This is a genomic window from Adlercreutzia equolifaciens DSM 19450 (genome assembly GCF_000478885.1).
GTDB classification, from domain to species: Bacteria; Actinomycetota; Coriobacteriia; order Coriobacteriales; family Eggerthellaceae; genus Adlercreutzia; species Adlercreutzia equolifaciens.
Genome location: NC_022567.1, coordinates 1666359 through 1685690, shown reverse-complemented (window position 1 = coordinate 1685690; position 19332 = coordinate 1666359). Strand labels below are relative to the sequence as shown.

Annotated in this window: 18 protein-coding genes; all 18 read left to right on the top strand. The window is 64.4% G+C overall.

What is annotated here, in order from left to right:
- Positions 1 to 14 precede the first annotated feature (14 nt).
- Positions 15 to 947: a slipin family protein gene (locus AEQU_RS06510; protein WP_041714568.1), complete on the top strand. Its 933-nt coding sequence runs from the start codon at positions 15 to 17 to the stop codon at positions 945 to 947.
- A gap of 289 nt (positions 948 to 1236) precedes the next feature.
- Positions 1237 to 3978 (top strand): molybdopterin-dependent oxidoreductase, encoded by a 2742-nt coding sequence (locus AEQU_RS06505; RefSeq protein ID WP_022740133.1) that lies wholly within the window; start codon positions 1237 to 1239, stop codon positions 3976 to 3978.
- A 13-nt stretch (positions 3979 to 3991) separates the two neighbouring features.
- The gene (locus AEQU_RS06500; protein ID WP_022740132.1) at positions 3992 to 4600 is read left to right on the top strand and encodes a 4Fe-4S dicluster domain-containing protein; all 609 of its coding nucleotides are present in this window, start codon (positions 3992 to 3994) and stop codon (positions 4598 to 4600) included.
- Between the two features lie 236 nt (positions 4601 to 4836).
- Positions 4837 to 5163 (top strand): hypothetical protein, encoded by a 327-nt coding sequence (locus AEQU_RS06495; RefSeq protein ID WP_022740131.1) that lies wholly within the window; start codon positions 4837 to 4839, stop codon positions 5161 to 5163.
- Between the two features lie 168 nt (positions 5164 to 5331).
- Positions 5332 to 6711 carry a sodium-dependent transporter gene (locus tag AEQU_RS06490; protein WP_022740130.1) on the top strand — a complete coding sequence of 460 codons (1380 nt, stop codon included), beginning with the start codon at positions 5332 to 5334 and terminating at the stop codon, positions 6709 to 6711.
- 87 nt (positions 6712 to 6798) lie between these two features.
- Positions 6799 to 8289 (top strand): signal recognition particle-docking protein FtsY, encoded by a 1491-nt coding sequence (ftsY, locus tag AEQU_RS12910; RefSeq protein ID WP_022740129.1) that lies wholly within the window; start codon positions 6799 to 6801, stop codon positions 8287 to 8289.
- 13 nt (positions 8290 to 8302) lie between these two features.
- Positions 8303 to 9718 (top strand): signal recognition particle protein, encoded by a 1416-nt coding sequence (ffh, locus tag AEQU_RS06480; protein ID WP_022740128.1) that lies wholly within the window; start codon positions 8303 to 8305, stop codon positions 9716 to 9718.
- Positions 9719 to 10012: 294 nt separating this feature from the next.
- On the top strand, positions 10013 to 11683 hold the full coding sequence (locus AEQU_RS06475; protein WP_022740127.1) for an ABC transporter substrate-binding protein: 1671 nt from the start codon (positions 10013 to 10015) through the stop codon (positions 11681 to 11683).
- Positions 11684 to 11868: 185 nt separating this feature from the next.
- Complete coding sequence (locus AEQU_RS06470; protein WP_041714566.1) at positions 11869 to 12867, top strand: ABC transporter permease; 999 nt, start codon at positions 11869 to 11871, stop codon at positions 12865 to 12867.
- The gene (locus tag AEQU_RS06465; protein ID WP_022740125.1) at positions 12860 to 13735 is read left to right on the top strand and encodes an ABC transporter permease; all 876 of its coding nucleotides are present in this window, start codon (positions 12860 to 12862) and stop codon (positions 13733 to 13735) included. The genes AEQU_RS06470 and AEQU_RS06465 overlap by 8 nt, the downstream gene beginning before the upstream one ends.
- A gap of 9 nt (positions 13736 to 13744) precedes the next feature.
- The gene (locus tag AEQU_RS06460; protein ID WP_022740124.1) at positions 13745 to 14737 is read left to right on the top strand and encodes an ATP-binding cassette domain-containing protein; all 993 of its coding nucleotides are present in this window, start codon (positions 13745 to 13747) and stop codon (positions 14735 to 14737) included.
- Positions 14731 to 15354, top strand: a complete 624-nt coding sequence (locus AEQU_RS06455; RefSeq protein WP_022740123.1) for an ABC transporter ATP-binding protein — start codon at positions 14731 to 14733, stop codon at positions 15352 to 15354. Before AEQU_RS06460 ends, AEQU_RS06455 begins: the two co-directional genes overlap by 7 nt.
- Before the next feature lie 123 nt (positions 15355 to 15477).
- The gene (gene rpsP / locus AEQU_RS06450; RefSeq protein ID WP_022740122.1) at positions 15478 to 15723 is read left to right on the top strand and encodes a 30S ribosomal protein S16; all 246 of its coding nucleotides are present in this window, start codon (positions 15478 to 15480) and stop codon (positions 15721 to 15723) included.
- Positions 15724 to 15727: 4 nt separating this feature from the next.
- Positions 15728 to 15982: a KH domain-containing protein gene (locus AEQU_RS06445; protein WP_022740121.1), complete on the top strand. Its 255-nt coding sequence runs from the start codon at positions 15728 to 15730 to the stop codon at positions 15980 to 15982.
- A complete protein-coding gene (locus tag AEQU_RS06440; protein WP_022740120.1) occupies positions 15983 to 16507 on the top strand; it encodes a ribosome maturation factor RimM in 525 nt (174 codons plus the stop codon).
- Between the two features lie 58 nt (positions 16508 to 16565).
- The gene (gene trmD, locus AEQU_RS06435; protein ID WP_022740119.1) at positions 16566 to 17504 is read left to right on the top strand and encodes a tRNA (guanosine(37)-N1)-methyltransferase TrmD; all 939 of its coding nucleotides are present in this window, start codon (positions 16566 to 16568) and stop codon (positions 17502 to 17504) included.
- A gap of 46 nt (positions 17505 to 17550) precedes the next feature.
- The gene (gene lepB, locus AEQU_RS06430; protein WP_022740118.1) at positions 17551 to 18165 is read left to right on the top strand and encodes a signal peptidase I; all 615 of its coding nucleotides are present in this window, start codon (positions 17551 to 17553) and stop codon (positions 18163 to 18165) included.
- Positions 18166 to 18183: 18 nt separating this feature from the next.
- Positions 18184 to 19332 carry a glycine--tRNA ligase subunit alpha gene (locus tag AEQU_RS06425; RefSeq protein ID WP_022740117.1) on the top strand — a complete coding sequence of 383 codons (1149 nt, stop codon included), beginning with the start codon at positions 18184 to 18186 and terminating at the stop codon, positions 19330 to 19332.

Below are 19332 nucleotides of genomic sequence, written 5' to 3'. Positions count from 1 at the left end.
CAAGGGGGAGAAGGGTGAGAAGTAAGGCGAAGCAGGCGCGAGAGGCCGAGCAGGTTCCTGCGCGCGTTAAGGCATTGACGGGGTCTATGGCGGCGCCGACGGCGAAAAAGACGTCGCGTAACAGCGTTTACCTGTTCGCTATAGCGCTCTTCTTGACTTCCGGCGGTCTGTTCGCGTTCCTTGTGTGGAACGCATCGCTGCCCGTGGCCCTTTTGGGCGGCGTAGCAGTGGGCCTGGTGGCCTCGAGTACCGTTCGCATCGCTCCGCAGTGGGAGCGTGTCGTGGTTCTGCGCCTAGGGAAGTTCAATCGCATCGATGGACCAGGATTATATGTGGTTGTTCCTATTGTCGAATCAGTGGCTGCGCGAGTTGACCAGCGCATTATCACCACACCGTTTTCGGCCGAGGAGGCTGTGACGGCCGACCTTGTGCCGCTGGGCATCGATGCGGTGCTGTTCTGGATGGTTTGGGATCCCAAAGACGCCTGCGTGGAGGTGGAAGATTATTCATCAGCGGTATGGTGGGCTGCTCAAACCGCCCTGCGCGATGCGGTGGGTCGCATCAATCTCGCCGAGGTGGCGACGCGCCGCGAGCAATTGGACAACGAAGTGAAAGAGATTCTCGAGGAGAAAACGCGTGCGTGGGGCATCACGGTTGTTTCGGTGGAGATTCGCGATATCGCTGTTCCGTCAGAATTACAGGATGCTTTATCTAAAGAGGCCCAGGCTGAGCGAGAGCGTAACTCGCGTTTGCTTCTCGCCGAGGTGGAAAAGGACATCTCTGAGATGTTTGTAGAGGCGGCGGCTGTTTACGAGCGTAATGACAAGGCGCTTCAGTTGCGTACGATGAACCTTATTTACGAGTCGGTGAAAGAAAAGGGCGGCCTTGTTATCGCCCCAAGTGCCTTCGGCGAGGCTTTCAACAACATCGATGGTTTCTTGAAATAACTCACGGTTGTTCAGTTCCGATCTAATTTCGTCGGTGTCAGAGTTACGGACTGGATGCGTCCTGTGCGATGTTTGATTTACGGCGTGTGCAAACACCGCAGTTTCTCGCATTCAACTGCGAGAAGGCGCATCGTCTCGAAAAGAAATGCATTATTTCCTAAATAGGATAGTCTAAGTTATTGATTGTCATAGTTGAGTAGTGTACCCTGACAATAGGCATTTGAGGGTGCCAGGGGAATGTCCTCTGCAGAGGGCAGGGGAATCCCTTATATTTTGAGGGAGGTACACCATGAGCGAGAACGGCTTGAACGTCAGTCGCCGAGGGTTCGTGGCAGGAGCCGGCGCTGCGGCTCTCACTGCGGGACTGGCGGGATGTGCGTCGGGCACGGCAGAGAAGGAGGGGACTGATCTGGCGAGCACTTCGCCGGAGAAGACGGCTTACGATCCGAACGCGGGCGAATGGATTCCCACCACTTGCAACATGTGCTTCAACAACTGCTCGATCAAGGCGCATGTTATCGATGGCGTGATCGTGGAGTTGACGGGCAATCCGGATAGCCCTATCGGCTATGGCCACATTTGTGGAAAAGGCGCCGCAGGCATCATGCAGCAGTACGATCCGAACCGTATCACCAAACCCATGAAGCGCACGAATCCCGAAAAGGGGATCGACATCGATCCGGGCTGGGTCGAGATCAGCTGGGACGAAGCGTACGATCTTGTCGATGAGGCGTTCTCGAAGGCAGTTGCGGAATATCCCGGAGCTCTTGGGAGCATGTCCATGGTCGCTAGCCAAACGGGCAGCTTGGTCAAGGGCATGGCGCTCGGTGCGCTCTACGGCGCCTATGAGCCGGCTAATGCCATTGCCGATTTGTGCGGCACCGGTGTTCACCAGGTAAGCTACATCTATACGGGGGCGGGCAACGCGAAGCCCGATTACGAGTATTGCAACTACCTCATTCAGTTCGGCACCAATGCTGGCGTTGCCACGCGTCACGGCTTCAATATGACGGCCGAGCTTTTCTCCAAGCGTCGCGCGGAGGGGATGCGTCTCGTCAACTTCGATCCTCATATGTCGGCGGGCGCCGAAGCCGCTGACCTTTGGGTGCCGATACGTCCCAGCACCGACGCCGCTGCTGCGCTGGCAATGGCGAACGTCCTCGTGAACGAGCTGGGGATCTTCGATGCCGAGTATCTAACGAACCGCACGAACGGCCCGGCTCTCGTCAGCGATGAGACGCAGCGCATCTTGCGTCATCCCGAGTCGAACAAGGCGCTCTACATGGATGCGTCCGACAATACTGCCAAGCCCTACGACGAGTGCGTGCAGCCAGTGCTGGAAGGCACGTTTGAGGTTGATGGCGCTGCTTGCACAACGGCGTTTACCCTTTACAAGGCCCATATTTCGCGCTATACACCTGAATATCAAGAAGAGATCACTACGGTTCCCGCCGCTACTATTCGTCAGATCGCCAAAGAGTTTGGCGAGGCTGCCCATATCGGCGAGACCATCGAGGTCGGCGGGGTGACTATGCCCTACCGCCCCGTTTGCGTCGATCTGTTCTCCGGTCTGACGCGGCACAAGCATGCTTACCATGCCTGCTGGGCTGTCATCATGCTGAATGTTATCGTGGGTGCCGCGAACTCGGTGGGAGGCCTTATCGGATTCGATCCCGCCTGCAACGGCATTACCGATGACCCTGAGAACGTTGTTCAATTCCGTCCCTCAATTTGGGAGGAAGACGGCTTCATGAACGACGTTTCGCTGCTCATGGCCTATCCCGGCTCGTACTACGAGCGCGTGCGCAAGCCGATCGAGGAGTACAAGCCGACCGATATGAGTATGCTCGCCCTCCAGCCGCTCGGAGAGGACGCGCATTTCTTCAACCTGGCCCAGTGCGATCCCGATTTGTACGGCACTCAGCCTATCAAGGCCGCGCTTGTTTACGGCTGCAATCCCATCAAATGGTGGGGCAACCATGACGAGCAGATCGAAATGCTGAAGAATCTCGATTTCATCGTGGGCGTCGACCTGTTCCTCAACGAATCCTCCTACTTGTATGATGTGTTCCTTCCTGAGGCGAACTATCTCGAGCGAATCGATCCTTTGCCTCACATGTTCTTCAACCACCGGGTGATCTGCGGCTTGGATGTGCCGTGGGCATATCCGATCATGCAGCCGGTTGTCGAGCCGAAGGACGGCGTGAAGTCCATTTTCGAGATAATGGGCGATCTTGCCGATCGCAGGGGCATGACCGCGAATTACGTTGGGCTTATGAACATGGTGTACCGGGTTAAGGATGAATACTCTGTTCCCATGGATCAGCCTTTCGACCTCGAGGCGTTCGCGAATTCCGTTACCAAGAGTCTCGTCGACGAGGAGCATGACTTCGAGTGGTTTAAAGAGCATGGCGTCTACACGCATCCGCGCGACGTTGATGAGGTGTACATTTGGGCTAACAATGCGCCCGGTAAAGTTCCGTTGTACTGGGATTTCATGTTTGAAGCGAAGGAGAAGATTGAAAAGACCGTTGAGGAGCTCGGTATCTATTGGGAAACTGATGACTATCAGCCGTTCCCGGATTGGAAGCCTTGCACGGAATGGGAGGTGACCGATCCCGATTTCACCTTGTTCCCCATTTACTACACCGATTCCATCAATGTCGACTCGTGGGGCCTCGGCAATCCCTATATCGACGAGGTTAACGAGTCCAACCCTTACGCTTACGCTGTGGAAATGAACGCTGCCGTGGCTTCGGAAAAGGGGCTTGCCGATGGCGATAAGATTCGTCTCGTCAGCCAGCACGATTCCTCCGTTGAGGGCATCCTCATGACTTCGGAGAAGATCCATCCCGAATGCATGGCCGTCATCTGCGGATCATGGGGCTCCCATTCGGAGTTTATTCCGAGCAGCAAGGGCAAGGGAACGCCTATCGCCCACCTCGCGCCAGGCCATGATCCCAAGCGTTTTGACTACATTTGCTCGGCGCTCGATCAGACGGTTCGCGTCAAAGTCGAGAAGATTTCCTAAGGAGGGATAAGCTATGACGTATGGAATGCTCATCGATCTTAAGAAGTGCATTGGCTGCCATGCCTGCGCCGTTGCGTGCAAAGAGGCCCATGGGACACCGCCCAAGGTAACGCGCGCCCATGTGGAGATCGAGTACGTCGGCAACTATCCCGACGTTCGCATGACGGCCTATCCCATGCTGTGCATGCATTGCGAGAACGCTCCGTGTGTTGAGGTGTGCCCAACGGGGGCCTCGTTCAAGCGCGAGGACGGCATTGTCGCGATCAACAAGGACGAGTGCATCGGCTGCAAGTCGTGCATGAGCGCTTGTCCTTACGGAGCTCGTTATTACCGCGAGGACGAGAACGGGTATTTTGGTGAAACGCTCAACGAGTACGAGGAGGTTATGTATCCCACGATGCCCAAGGGCACCGTTGACAAGTGCACGTTCTGCGCTGATCGCATCGATGCGGGCGACGGGCGCGTTCAGGCTTGTGTTGCCGCTTGTCCCGCTGGCGCTCGCGTATTCGGAGAACTTGACGATCTTCGCTCCCAGGCCGAGGCAGCCGAGGGCTTCCAGCTATTGCCCGAGGAGGGCACGAACCCGTCGGTGTGGTATCTGCCGAAGAAGGTGAATGCATAAGCAAGAGGGAGCACGTCTTAACTGACCTCTCCCAGATGGCGTCCGTTCTTTGCGGACGCCATCTTTTTTCAGCGATCTGCAAATAAGGGGGGGAGAGAGTAGGGCGCCTGCCGCAGATGACCGCAGATTAACGGGTCGTCAAGGGGTCATCGTCGGATGGGCTCATCGCGAGGCGGCGACGGCTGCGGCACGGTATGGTGGATACACGCGCAAGACCCGATGAAGGGAGATTCACCATGAGTTTCATCGATAAGATGAAGGAAGCCGGCGAGGACATCAAGGAGGCGTTCCAGGACGGCGCCCACGATTTGGCCGATAAGGCGGGCGACCTGAAGGACGCCGCTGCCGAGAAGGCCGCCGACTTGAAGGATGCTGCCGCCGAGAAGGCCGGCGATCTGAAGGATGCCGCTGCCGATGCCGCCGCCAAGGCCAAGGACGCCGCCGCCGACGCCGCCGAAAAGGCCAAGGATGCGGCCGATACCGCCAAGGAGAAGGCTGCCGATGCCGCCGATGCCGCCAAGGACAAGGCTGACGACGCCAAGAAGGCCGCCGAGGACAAGTAACGCGCCGGACGCTCCGGGCCACAGTGTTCGGGGCGCTTGGATGGAAAAGGGAAAGCCCGCTGCTTGGAAATCCCCGAGCAGCGGGCTTCTCTGTTCTGTTAGCATGATCTCTCGTGAAAAATCAGCGGTTGCGCTCGTCGGGGCGCGACTCGTTTAAAGGAGACGTTATTGGAACGTGAGCGATTCGGCAGCCGTCTGGGGTTCATCCTCATCTCCGCCGGCTGCGCCATAGGCCTCGGCAACGTCTGGCGCTTCCCCTACATCACCGGCGAGTACGGAGGCGCGGCCTTCCTCGTCATGTACCTGGTCTTTCTGGTGATCTTGGGCCTGCCCATCATGGTCATGGAGTTCGCTGTGGGCCGCGGTTCCCAGCGCTCCATCGCCCGCGCCTTCAACGTGCTGGAGCCGGCGGGCACTCACTGGCACAAGTACAAGTGGGTGGGCATCGCCGGGTGTTATCTGCTCATGATGTTCTACACCACGGTGGCCGGCTGGATGCTCGCCTACGTGCCGAAGTTCGCCTCCGGGCAGTTCGTGGGGGCCGACTCGCAGGCCACCTCGGCCGTCTTCGATGCCATGCTGGCCTCGCCGGTGGAATGCGTCTTCTGGATGGTAGTGGTGTGCGTCGTCTCCATCCTCATCTGCTCGCTGGGGGTTCAAAAGGGCGTGGAGCGCATCACCAAGGCCATGATGCTCGCCCTGCTCGCCATCTTGGGGGTGCTCGTGGTGCGCGCGCTCACCCTTCCGGGGGCGGCCGACGGCGTGGCCTTCTACCTGCTGCCGGACTTCTCGAAGATCTTCGGCAGCCCGGATATGTTCTTCGAGGCGGCCTACGCGGCCATGGGCCAGGCCTTCTTCACCCTGTCCATCGGCATGGGCTCCATGACCATTTTCGGCAGCTACATCGACAAGCACCGCTCGCTCATGGGCGAGGCGGCCACGATCGGCGTGCTCGACACCGGCGTTGCCCTGGCCACGGGGCTCATCATCTTCCCGGCCTGCTTCGCCTTCGGCGTGGCGCCGGACTCGGGCCCCGGGCTTGTGTTCATCACGCTGCCGAGCGTGTTCGAGCAGATGTGGGGAGGACAGGTGTGGGGCACGCTGTTCTTCGTGTTCATGTCATTCGCGGCGCTTTCCACGGTCATCGCCGTGTTCGAGGGCATTCTGAGGTTCTCGATGGACCAATGGGGATGGTCGCGCAAGCGGGCCGTCACGGTGAACCTCATTGCCATCCCGCTGCTGTCGCTGCCCTGTGCGCTCGGGTTCAACGTGCTTTCGGATGTGGTCATGCCGGGAGTGGGCGACATCCAGACGGTGGAGGACTTCCTTGTGTCCAGCAACATCATGCCTTTGGGTTCGCTGGTCTACGTGCTGTTCTGCGTGTCCCGGCGCGGCTGGGGCTGGAAGAACTTCCTTGCCGAGGCCAACGAGGGCGAAGGGCTCAAGTTCCCCCGGTGGCTGCGCCCGTGGATGCGCTTCGGCGTGCCGGTGCTCGTGGTCATCATCCTCATCATGGGCTGGGTGCCCATCGTCAGCTCGTGGTTGTGATTTGTCGCCTGGCCGCCGTGCGCCTCGCCCGGCCCCCGATGGGGTAAACTGGGGAAAACGTCATTTTGATTTTTGAAGGAGTGCCCGATGGGCTTTTTCGATCGCATCAGCGAGGGGCTTTCCCGCTCGCGCGACAAGTTCAAGGAGTCGATGAACGTCCTTTTGGACCGTGGACCCGATTTGGACGAGGAGTTCTGGGAGGGCTTGGAAGAGACGCTCATCCTGTCGGATGTGGGCGGGGCGGCGGCCAGCGACATCGTGGAGAACCTGCGCGACCAAGCCACCCGTAAGGCGCTGCCCGACGCCTATGCGGTGCTCGACCTCTTGAACGACGAGATCGCCGGTGCCTTCACCGAGCCCGGGGCCGACATCTTCGGTGGCGATGAGGCCGTGGTGCTGTTCGTGGGCATCAACGGCACGGGCAAGACCACCACCGTGGGCAAGCTCGCCAAGGCGGAAACCGATGCGGGTCGCGCGGTCATCCTGGGCTCGGCCGACACCTTCCGCGCCGCCGCCATCGAGCAGCTTGAGGTGTGGGCGCGCCGCGCCGGGGTGGAGATGGTCACCCGAGAGCGCGGGGCCGATCCGGCGAGCGTGTGCTACGACACGCTGGAGCGCGCCGAAGCGACCGGTGCCGAGCTCGTGCTCATCGACACGGCCGGGCGCCTGCACACCTCCGCCGATCTGATGCGCGAGTTGGAGAAAGTAGTGAACGTGGTGCGCAAGCGCTCGAAGCTGCCGGTGTACACGGTGCTCGTCATCGACGCCACCACGGGCCAGAACGGCCTGCAGCAGGCCCGCGAGTTCAACCGCGCGCTCGATTTGGACGCCCTTATCGTCACGAAGCTCGATGGCACGGCCAAAGGCGGCATCGCGCTGGCCGTGAGCCACGAGCTGGGGCTGCCCATCGTGAAGATCGGCGTGGGCGAGGGCATCGACGACTTGCGCGACTTCGACGCCCGCGAGTTCGCCTCGGCGCTCGTCGGCACTTTCGACGAGCGCTTCGATGCGGACGAGGACGGCCTGCGCGGCGAGAACGCCAAGGAGGCGGCCGTCACGGCCGGCGAGCGCCGTCGGGACGTGCTGGAGGGCGCGCCGGCGTGCGCGGCCGAGGCCGAGGAGACGGTCGAGGGGTCTGCCGGGGAGACGGTCGAGGACGCGACCGTGGAGGCCCTCGCGGAGATTGAGGATGGCGAAGCGCCCGTGGTGGACGCGCAGGGCGATGCGGAAGAGGCCTTCGCCGATGCCGCGGAGGAGGCGGCAGCCGAGCCCGACAATGCCGATCTGCTGGAAGCCGCTTTGGGCCGCCGCACCCACGACACCCTCGTCCTGGAAACCGAGGAGGATACCTCCGCCGGTCTTGAGGCCGCCGAGCTGACGGAGCTCGACCGCAACGCCGAGGCCGTTGCGGAGGCGGCCGAGGAAGGCGTCTTCGACGATGCCCCCTTCACCGACGACGAGCTGGCCGAGCTCGCCATGGCCGCCGCCGATGAAAACGCCGAGGGCGAGCCTGAGCCCGAGTCCGAGCCGGCTCCCGAGCCCGAAAAGAAAAGCTTCTGGAAGCGCCTGTTTGAATAGATAAGGAATCCCCATGCTCGAGAACCTCTCCGAACGCCTTCAGGGCATCTTCTCCGGCCTGCGCAGCAAGGGCCGCCTGACTGAGGACGACATCAACGCCGCCATGCGCGAGATCCGCCTGGCGCTCTTGGAGGCCGACGTCAACTTCAAAGTGGTGAAGAACTTCGTCGCCCGCACCAAGGAGCGCTGCCTGTCCGCCGACGTGCTGGACTCGCTCACTCCGGCCCAGAACGTCGTGAAGATCGTGCTCGACGAGCTGACCGAGCTACTCGGCCGCACCGATTCCCGGCTCGTGCTCTCAAGCCGCATCCCCAATGTCATCATGCTCGTGGGCCTGCAGGGCTCCGGCAAGACCACGGCGGCGGCCAAGCTCGCCTACCGGCTGAAGCAGGAGAATCACTCGCCGCTGCTCATCGCCGGCGACGTGTACCGTCCCGCGGCGGCCGACCAGCTGCAGACCTTGGGCGACGAGATCGGCGTGCGGGTCTACCGCGGCGACGGGCGCGATCCGGTGGCCATCGCGCGCGAGGGCATCCAGGACGCCATCGACAACCTGCGCGACGTGGTCATCATCGACACGGCGGGCCGTCTGCACGTGGACGCCGACATGATGGAGGAGGCCCAGGCCATCAAGGACGCCACGCACCCCGATCAGATCCTCATGGTGGTGGATGCCATGACCGGCCAGGACGTCGTGAACGTTGTGGAGGCCTTCGCCGAGTCGGTCGACTTCGACGGCGTCATCATGTCGAAGATGGACGGCGACGCCCGCGGCGGCGGCGCCCTTTCCATCCGCGAGGTTACCGGCAAACCCATCAAGTTCATCTCCTCGGGCGAGAAGCCCGATTCCCTGGAGGTCTTCCACCCCGACCGCATGGCCAAGCGCATCCTCGGCATGGGCGACGTCGTCTCGCTCATCGAGAACGCCGTGCGCGTGCAGCAGGCCGAAGAGGAGGAGCTGGAGGCCGAGCGCATGATGCGCGGCCAGCTCACCTTGGACGACTTCCTCATGATGAACAAGCAGGTGCGCAAGATGGGCGGCGTTTCCAAGCTCATCAGCGCGCTGCCCGGCGGCGACAAGGCACTCGGCTCCGGTCAGGTTGATGAAGGGGCACTCGACGCCATGGAGGTCATCATCAACTCCATGACCAAGGCCGAGCGCGCCAAACCGGAGCTTCTGAATGGCAGCCGCCGCGCCCGCATTGCCAAGGGCGCTGGCGTCACCGTCACCGACGTGAACCAGATGATGAAGAAGTTCAATGAGACGAAGAAGATGGTGAAGCAGGCCACCGCCGGTATGGAGCAGCAGGCCTCGCGCAAGGGCAAGAAGGGGAAGAAGGGCAAGCGCCGCCGCGGCCTGGGAATTCCCGGCATGGGCGGCATGTCCATGAGCGACCTCAAGAAGATCCAGGACATGATGGGACAGTAGTTTCTCCGCTGTTGACGGCCGAGACGCCCCTCCGGACGCTGTCGCGGGGCGGGGCTCCGTGCTCAAACAGCAATGGAGTGCACCGTATCGCCGCGGTTTGGAAGGTGATGCGCGCACTCCATTGAACTGCGCGCGGAACCCCGCCCCGCGACAGCGTCCTGCATTAGCGGGATGGCGGCTATTTACCTTTTGCATCGGCCATTCGTCTTACGAATCGAAATTCCGTAACACTGGTGGCTCGCCTATGGTATTGTTACGCATTGAAGAGACGTAACACCAACAGGAGGAGAAGCCATGGCCCTGACGAGAAGGAACTTCGTGCGTGCAGCGGGACTTGCCGGAGCGGCGGGGAGCGTCGCGCTTTTAGCGGGGTGTGCACGGGGAGCGGCAGACTCGGGCGCGAACGAACCTGCGGCTGCCGGCGCGGCGGGTGCCGGTGTCGGTCCCGACGGCGTAAGCCAGGTGGTAATCACCATGACGCCCTCCTCGGAACCGGCCGCCGGCTTCGATCCGCTCGTGGGGTGGGGGGCCGGCGAGCACGTGCACGAGCCGCTCATCCAATCGACGCTCATCGCCACGGACAACAACCTCGCCTTCGTGAACGATCTCGCCACCGATTACGGCTGCTCCGAGGACGGCCTCACCTGGACGTTCCATATTCGCGAGGACGTGATGTTCACCGACGGCGTGCCGCTCACGGCCGAGGACGTGGCCTTCACCATCAACGGAATCGTGAACGGCGAAGCGGCCGAAGCGGATCTGTCCATGGTGGACGAGGCGCGGGCCGTTGACGCCACAACCTGCGAGATCGCCATGAAGCGCCCGAACAATGCGCTTCTGTACACGCTCGCCGTGGTGGGCATCGTGCCGGCCCATGCCTACGGGCCCGATTACGGTGAGCATCCCATCGGCAGCGGCCGCTATATGCTGGAGCAGTGGGATCGCGGTCAGCAGGTGATCCTGCGCGCCAACCCCGACTACTACGGCGAGAAGCCGCTCATGGATCGCGTTGTGGTGCTGTTCATGGAAGAGGACGCGTCGCTGGCCGCCGCCCAGTCGGGCACGGCGGACGTGGCCTACACCTCGGCGGCGCTGGCCGGGGCGGTTCCCGCGGGTTACACGCTGCTCAACTGCGCTTCGGTGGACTCCCGCGGCATCTCGCTGCCCTGCAACCCCGCTGGCACCGATGTGACCGTGGAAGGCGACATGGTCTACGCTGGCGGCAACGACGTCACGAGCGATATCGCCGTGCGGCGGGCGCTCAACTACGGCATCGATCGCGTGCGCATGATCGAGCACGTGCTGGCCGGCTTCGGCCGGGCGGCCTACTCGGTGGGCGACGGCATGCCCTGGTCGAGCGAGGCCATGCGCGTGGAAACCGACGTCGCGGCGGCCGAGCGCCTGCTGGATGCGGCCGGCTGGGCACGAGGCGACGACGGGATGCGCGCCCGGGACGGGCTGCCCTGCGCTTTCGACCTGTACTACGCCGCCGGCGATTCCACGCGCCAGGCTTTGGCCTACGACTTCGCCGACCAGGCGGCGGCCCTCGGCATCGCTGTCGAGCCGAAGGGGGCCAGCTGGGACGACATCTACCTGCGGCAGTACGCCGACCCGGTGCTGTGGGGCTGGGGCTCCAACTCGCCGGTGGAGCTGTTCGAGCTCACTTACTCCGCCGGTTGGGGCAACTACGCCCAGTACGTGAACGACACGGTGGACGCGAACTTGGAAGCGGCCCAGGCGGCTCGTACCGTAGAGGAGTCCTATCCCTTCTACCAGGCAGCCCAATGGGACGCGACCACGGAAACCGGCGTGGCGCCGGAGGGGGCGGCCACCTGGGTGTGGCTCGCCAATGTGGATCACTTGTACTTCGAGCGCGAGGGGCTTATTGTGGCCGAGCAGAAGCCGCACCCCCACGGGCACGGGTGGTCTTTGGTGAACAATATCGACCAGTGGTCTTGGAGCTAAAACTATGTTGAACATCGTCGGACGCGAGCTTTGGGCAGTGCTCAGTCGCCCAGACAGTCCTCGCTGGTATCGAAGGCGACATGATTGCCTTTTCCCGTACTCGCTGCGCCTTCGATGCCATCTGCGGAACTCGCTTGGTGAGCACCGCCCAAAGCTCGCTGCTGCGAGAGTAATGGGGTTGTGCCTTGGCTAGGTACGTCGTGTCGCAGCTTGGGCGGTTCCTGCTTTTGATGGTGGCGGTGGCGGTGGTGACGTTCACGCTGGTCAGCCTCTCGCCGGTGGATCCTCTGCAGGCCAACGTGGGGCAGGCGGCGCTCATGTCCATGAGCGAGGAGAAGCGGGCGGCGCTGGCGGCCTACTGGGGAGCCGACACGCCCATGTTCGAGCGCTTCCTCGCTTGGGCCGGCGACCTTCTGCATGGCGATTTGGGAATGTCCCTGCGCTACAACGCGCCCGTGGCCGAGGTCATCGCCTCGCGAGCGGCCAACTCGCTTGCCCTCATGGGGGTCGCCTGGGTCGCCTCCGGCGTGCTCGGTTTCGTCCTGGGCGTGGCGGCGGCCCTGCGCGAGGGGCGGCTGCTCGATCGCTTCGTGCGCGGCTACTGCTTCGTTCTGGCCGCCTCGCCGACGTTTTGGGTGGGGCTGCTTTTGCTCATGGTGTTCTCCGTGTGGCTCGGGTGGTTCCCCCTCGGCTTCTCGGTGCCCGTGGGAGTGGCGGCCGCCGATGTCACCTTCGCCGATGCGCTGCATCACATGGCGCTGCCGGCCATCACGCTATCGGTGGTGGGGGTGGCCAACGTGGCGCTGCACACCCGGGCCAAGGCCATCGATGTGCTGAACAGCGACTACGTCCGCTTCGCCCGGGCCCGCGGCCTCACGCGGCGCGAGGCGCTCATCCGCCACGGCCTGCGCAATCTGGCGCTCCCGGCCATCACGCTCCAGTTCTCCCAGATCGCCGAGATCTTCGGCGGCTCGGTGCTCGTGGAAGAGGTGTTCAGCTATCCCGGCCTCGGCCAGGCCGCCGTCACGGCCGGCCTCGGGGGAGACGTGGCCCTGCTCGCCGGCATCGCCCTTGTGTCGGCGGCGCTCGTGTTCACGGGGAACTTGGCCGCGAACCTTATCTACGGCCTGGTGGATCCCCGTATGCGCCCGGTGCGTCGGCAGAAGGAGGTCGCTGATGACTGATGCGGTTTTTGCCAACCAACCCCCCGTGCTCTCGGCGCCGCGCCGCCTTCGGCTGCCCAATCGCCGCCGTGCCTTCGCACTCGCCCTGGGCGGGGCGCTGCTGCTGGCTGCCGTTGTGGTGGCCGGCCTTGTTGCGGGACCGGCCGCCCAGGCGACCGATTTCGCCGCCAAGAGCCTGCCCCCTTCGCTTTCGCACCCGTTCGGCACCGACTGGATGGGCCGCGACATGCTCCTGCGCACGTTGGCCGGCCTTTCCACCAGCGTGCTCGTGGGCCTCATGGCGGCTGTGGCCTCCTCGTTCATCGCGCTCGCGCTGGCGGCCGCGGCGGCGCTGGGCCCCCGTTGGGCCGACCATGCGGTCAGCTGGCTCATCGACCTCATGATGGGCATTCCCCACATCGTGCTGCTCATCCTCATCTCCTACGCTTTGGGCAAGGGGTTCTGGGGCGTCACCATCGGCGTGGCCCTCACGCACTGGCCGAGCCTCGCCCGCATCCTGCGCGCGGAAATACTCCAGTGCGCATCCTCCGATTTCGTCGCGGCCGCCGCCCGTCTCGGTGCGGGCCGGCTCGCCATCGCCGCACGGCACATGGTGCCCTATGTGCTGCCGCAGTTCGTCGTGGGGCTCGTGCTGCTGTTTCCCCACGCCATCCTTCACGAGGCGGCCATCACCTTTCTTGGCTTCGGGCTGCCGCCGGAGATGCCGGCCATCGGCATCATCCTCTCCGAGGCCATGGGCTACCTGTCGGCGGGGCTGTGGTGGCTCGCGGTGTTCCCGGGGCTGGCGCTTGTCGTCTGCGTCATGTTGTTCGATGTGGTGGGAACGAGCCTGCGCAAGCTCGTCGATCCGGCCCACGCCCAGGAATAGGAGGGGAGTATGGAAGAGAAGCCTGCCATCGCCCACGAGGCCGTCGATCACGGCGCTCAGCCGGTGCATCATCACCACTCCCACGCGGCCACGTCGCGCCACGGGCACGGCCATCACCTGCTGACGGTGGAGGACCTCTCCGTGTCGTTTCTCATGTACGATGAGGAAGCGGCGGCGACGAGGGCGCAAGGGGATTCGCGCGCAGATCGGGGACGGCTGGGGCGCTATCTGGACGCGCTCCAGCGGGAGGTGGAGGTCATCCGCTCCCTGAGCCTTTCCGTGCACGAGGGGGAGATCGTCGCCGTGGTGGGCGCCTCGGGCTCGGGCAAGACGCTTCTGGCCGACGCGGTGCTGGGCCTGTTCGAGCCCAACGCGCTCGTGCGCGGGCGCATCTGGTTCGACGGCCGTCCCATGGACGCGGCGGCCCTGGCCGCCGAGCGCGGGCGCGGCATTGCCCTTGTGCCCCAATCGGTGGCAAGCCTCGATCCGCTCATGCGGGTGGGGCGCCAAGTGGAAGGCATGCCGCGGGGACGCGGTGCGGCCCGTCGCGCCGATGCCGCCCGCCGCCGCGCCCGGCGCGCCGAGTTGTTCGCCCGCTACGGCCTTGCCGAGGAGGTCGCGCGCCTGTACCCCCACGAGCTCTCCGGCGGCATGGCCCGGCGCGTGCTTCTGTGCTGCGCGCTCATGGACGCGCCGAAGCTCATCATCGCCGACGAGCCCACGCCCGGCCTCGATCTGTCGCTGGCCCAGGCGGCGCTCGCGGATTTCCGCGCCTTTGCCGACGCCGGCGGCGGCGTCATGCTCATCACCCACGACATCGAGCTGGCGCTCACCGTGGCCGATCGCGTCGCCGTCTTCCGCGACGGCACCGTGGTGGAGGAGACCTCGGTCGCCGCCTTCGCCTCGCCCGACACCCTGGGCCACCCCTTCACCCGCCAACTCTGGCACGCCCTGCCCGAGCACGGATTTGTCGTGCCCACCGAAGGAGGTCCGCTATGCTAGAAGGCCGGCACCTCTCCGTCGCCTTCGACGGTCGTCCCGTTCTCGATGACGTCTCCCTCGCCGTTGCCCCCGGCGAGCGCGTGCAGCTGGCCGCGCCTTCCGGCACCGGCAAGACGACGCTCTGCCGCGTGCTGGCGGGCTATCTGGCGCCCCGGACGGGCGAGGTGCTCGTCGATGGCTCCCCGCTGCCGAAGCGTGGCCCGTGCCCGGTGCAGCTCATCGGGCAGCATCCGGAGCTGACGTTGGATCCGCGCATGCGCATGGCGGCGAGTCTCGACGAATGCGGCGCAAGCGAGGAGGAGCTGGGCCGTCTGCGGGAGCTTTTGGGCATCCGCGACGCATGGCTTTCGCGCTATCCCCATGAGCTGTCCGGCGGCGAGCTGCAGCGCTTCTGCATCGCCCGGGCCCTCGGCGCGCACCCGAGCTACCTCATCGCCGACGAGGTCTCCACCATGCTGGACGCCGTGACCCAGGCGCAGATCTGGCAGGCGCTCGTCGCCGAGGCCGAGGCGCGCGCTATGGGCCTCATCTTCGTCTCCCATTCCCCGGCCCTGGCCGCCCGCCTCGTCACCCGCGTGGTGGAGTTGCCAGCCGTTCCGGGCGCCGTCCGTGGATAGTTCGTGGATGGGCGCTTGCCTTTCCCGCGCTCAAGCCGTAATATAAGCAATTGCTGTTTTCGCCGCACTGTGCGAGCAGTGCTTGCGTATAGAGAATGAAAGTACAAGAAGGAGTTCCATTTCATGGCAGTCAAGATTCGCCTCGCTCGCCACGGCGCCAAGAAGCGCCCGTACTACCGCATCGTCGTCGCCGATTCCCGCTCTCCGCGCGACGGCCGCTTCATCGAGGAAGTGGGCCGCTACAACCCCTGCACCCATCCGCACCTGATCCAGTTCGACATGGAGAAGGTCGACCGCTGGATCGCCGACGGCGCCCAGCCCACCGATCGCGTCGCGAAGCTGCTGACGATCGCCCGCGAGAACGCCTAGCACCATGGCCGATCTCACGGAAGATCTCGCCGGCCTTACCGACGCCATCGTCCGTCCGCTCATCGACGAGCCCGATGCCCTGGACATCACGGCCGCCGAGACCGAGGACGGCAACATCATGGTGGAGATCCGCGTGGCCGCCGACGATGCCGGCAAGGTCATCGGCCGTCAGGGCCGGGTCATCAAGTCCATCCGCACCTTGGCCCGCGCCGCCGCGTCGAAGTCGGGCAAGCTGGTCGATGTGGAGCTCATCGACTAAATGCGCGGCTGGATGTCCATCGCCTATCTGGCGAAACCGAAGAATTTGAACGGAGGGCTCGTCGCACGCGGTGCGTCGGGCCTTCCCTTTGCGCTGCACCCCGGTCTCACGCTGGCCGTCGTGCCGCCTCAGCTGGACGCGCCCCGCACGCTCACCGTGAGTGAGGTGACGGAACGGGCCGAGAACGAGGCGCTCGTTTTCTTCGACGAGGTGTCCGATCTGAGCAGTGCCGAGCTTCTTGCCGGCTGCGAGCTTCTGGCTCGCGAGGAGGACATCGACGCCTCGGTGTTGGAAGAGGCCGAGGCGCTGCCCGCCTGGGAGGGCTGGTCGGTGCACGACGAGTGCGCGGGATACGTGGGCGAGGTCGTGGAAGTCGCCGAGCGCGCGACCCAGCCTTTGCTCACGGTGCGCCGCGCCGAGGGGGGAGAGGCGCTCATCCCGCTGGTGGACGAGTTCATCGTCGAAGTGGACGAGGACGGCCGCCGCATCGACGTGTCCCTGCCCGCCGGCCTGCTCGATCTGTAGGACGCCCCGCGCGTCGTCTTTTCCGCCCGTCCGCGCCACCCATCGACAGGGGGATCCTATGCTCATCGAAACCCTCTCCACGTTCCCGCATATGTACGACTCGGTCATGGGCGAGTCCATGATGAAGCGCGCCCAGGAGAAGGGCATCTTGGAATTTCGCGCCCACGACCTGCGCGACTGGACCCACGACCGCCACCGCACCACCGACGACGACCCCTACGGCGGCGGCGCCGGCCTCGTCATGAAGTGCGACCCCATCTTCGAGGCGGTAGAAGCCATTCTGGGAAAAGACGTCGTGGAGGCAAAACTTGCCGCGGCCAAGGGGGAGCCCGGCGGGGATACGGGGTGCCCTGACCGAGCGAGTTCCGCAGCGAACGAAACAGCCCAGTGGGCTGTTTCGCAGAGCGAGGACTGTCTGAGCGAATCAGGGTACCCCGCAGCCCCGCCCCAGGGGGAGTCGCAACAACACCGCCCCCAAATCGTCTTCCTCGCCCCCCAGGGCCGCCCCTTCGACGACGCCTACGCCGATAAGCTCGCCGCCGCCGACCACCTGCTGTTCATCTGCGGCCACTACGAGGGCATCGACGAGCGTGTCTACGCCCTGGCCGACCACGTCATCTCGCTGGGGGACTACGTGCTCACCTCCGGCGAGCTGGCCTCCATGGTGGTCATCGATGCCGCGGTGCGCAAGCTGCCCGGCGTGCTGGGGGCGGCCGAAGGCCCCGTGGACGAGTCCTTCACCAGCGGCCTTCTGGAATATCCCCAGTACACACGCCCCGCCGACTTTCGCGGCATGGCGGTGCCCGAGGTGCTCACGAGCGGCAACCACGCCGCCATCGCGCGTTGGCGCCGCGAGCAGTCCCTCGCCCGCACGGCCTCCGCCCGCCCCGACCTCATCGCCGCTGCCGAGGCCGCGGGGCGCCTTACCCCCGCTGACCAGAAATTTTTGAAGTTGTTGGAACCAGCGCCGACGGGCGCGGCCGAAGGGGTATCATAGCGTTTCCGACAATTGTGAGCGCAGACGTGGAAGGGGCATCCCGAAGATGTACGACAACGGCTATGGGACCGATCCTTACGCCTACCAGCCGCAGCCCCAGCCCCGTCCTTCGCGCGCCTCGAGCTTTCTGCGCACGGTGCTCTCCGTGCTCGTGCTCGTGGTTCTCGTGGTGCTGCTCTCCTGGGGGCTGCGCACCTTCGTCTTCCAAGCCTACGAAATCCCCTCCGGCTCCATGGAGGAGACCATCATGCCCGGCGACATGGTCTTCTCCGAGAAGATCACCTACTACGGTAGCGACCCGGCGCCCGGCGACATCGTCACCTTCCAAGACCCCGATCCGGAGCAGGGCGGCCGCATCCTCATCAAGCGCGTCATCGCCGTGGGCGGCCAGACCGTCGATCTGCGCGACGGCCGCGTCTATGTAGATGGCGTGCTGCAGGACGAGCCCTACACCCGCGGCGAGCCGTCCTACCCGCTGACGCCCTACTACGGGCTTACCATCGACTACCCCTACACGGTGCCCGAAGGCGGCCTGTGGGTCATGGGGGACAACCGCACCAATTCCCAGGATTCCCGTTACTTCGGCGCCATCAAGGAGTCGAGCGTCACGGGAAAGGCGATATTCATCTACTGGCCGCTGACCGACGTCGGCCCGCTGTAATTCGAGCAAAGGAGACCCATGGCACCAGACACTGCCGAGAAGGTCGGGAAGGCGACGCCCCCCACCTTCCAAGACGTCATCATGAACCTGCAGCGCTACTGGGCGAGCACCGGTTGCGTGGTGCTGCAGCCCTACGACAACGAGGTGGGCGCCGGCACGAACGCCCCGGCCACCACGCTGCGCTCGCTGGGGCCCGACACCTGGCGCACCTGCTACGTGCAGGGCTGCCGCCGTCCCACCGACGGCCGCTACGGCGAGAACCCCAACCGCGGGCAGTTCTACTACCAGTTCCAGGTGCTCATCAAGCCCTCGCCCGACAACATCCAGGATCTGTATCTGGGCTCTCTTGAGGCCATCGGCATCGATATCTCGGCCCACGACGTGCGCTTCGTGGAAGACGACTGGGAGAGCCCGACGCTGGGCGCCTGGGGCCTGGGCTGGGAGATCTGGATCGACGGCATGGAAGTGACCCAGTTCACCTACTTCCAGCAGGTGGGCGGCTTCGAGTGCGACCCGGTGCCCGTGGAGATCGCCTACGGCCTGGAGCGCCTCACCATGTTCGTCCAGGGCGTCGACAACATGTACGACATCGTGTGGGCCCGCGGCGACGACGGCGTGGTGTTCACCTACGGCGACGTGTACCTGGAGAACGAGCGCGAGTACTCCGCGTTCAACTTCGAAGTGGCTGACACCGAGTTCCTCTTCCAGGAGTTCGCCGATCGCGAGGTGGAGTGCCTGCGCACCCTGAAGGCGTCGCTCCCGCTGCCGGCCTACGACTCGGTGCTGAAGTGCTGCCACGCCTTCAACCTGCTCGATGCCCGCGGCGTCATCTCCGCCACCGAGCGCATGGCCTACATCCTGCGCGTGCGCACGCTCGCCAAGGCTTGCTGCGCGTCCTACATGAAGAACGTCGTGGGAATGGACGTGGACACCTCCGATTTGGACGCCCTGCTCGCCGACGTGCCCGACCCGCTCGCGAAGCCGGCTGTCGAGGAAGCCGCCAACGTCGTGCCGGCGTGCCCCGAGCCCGCATCCGGTGGCGGGTGCCCCGGCGCCGCGGCCGCTGCGGGCGATCGCTCCGAGCGCGCCTTTGAGTTCGTGACCATCGCCGAGGACGCCGTCTCCGCCCCGTCCGAGTCGTCCGATCCGTCCGAGAAGGAGGCCTAG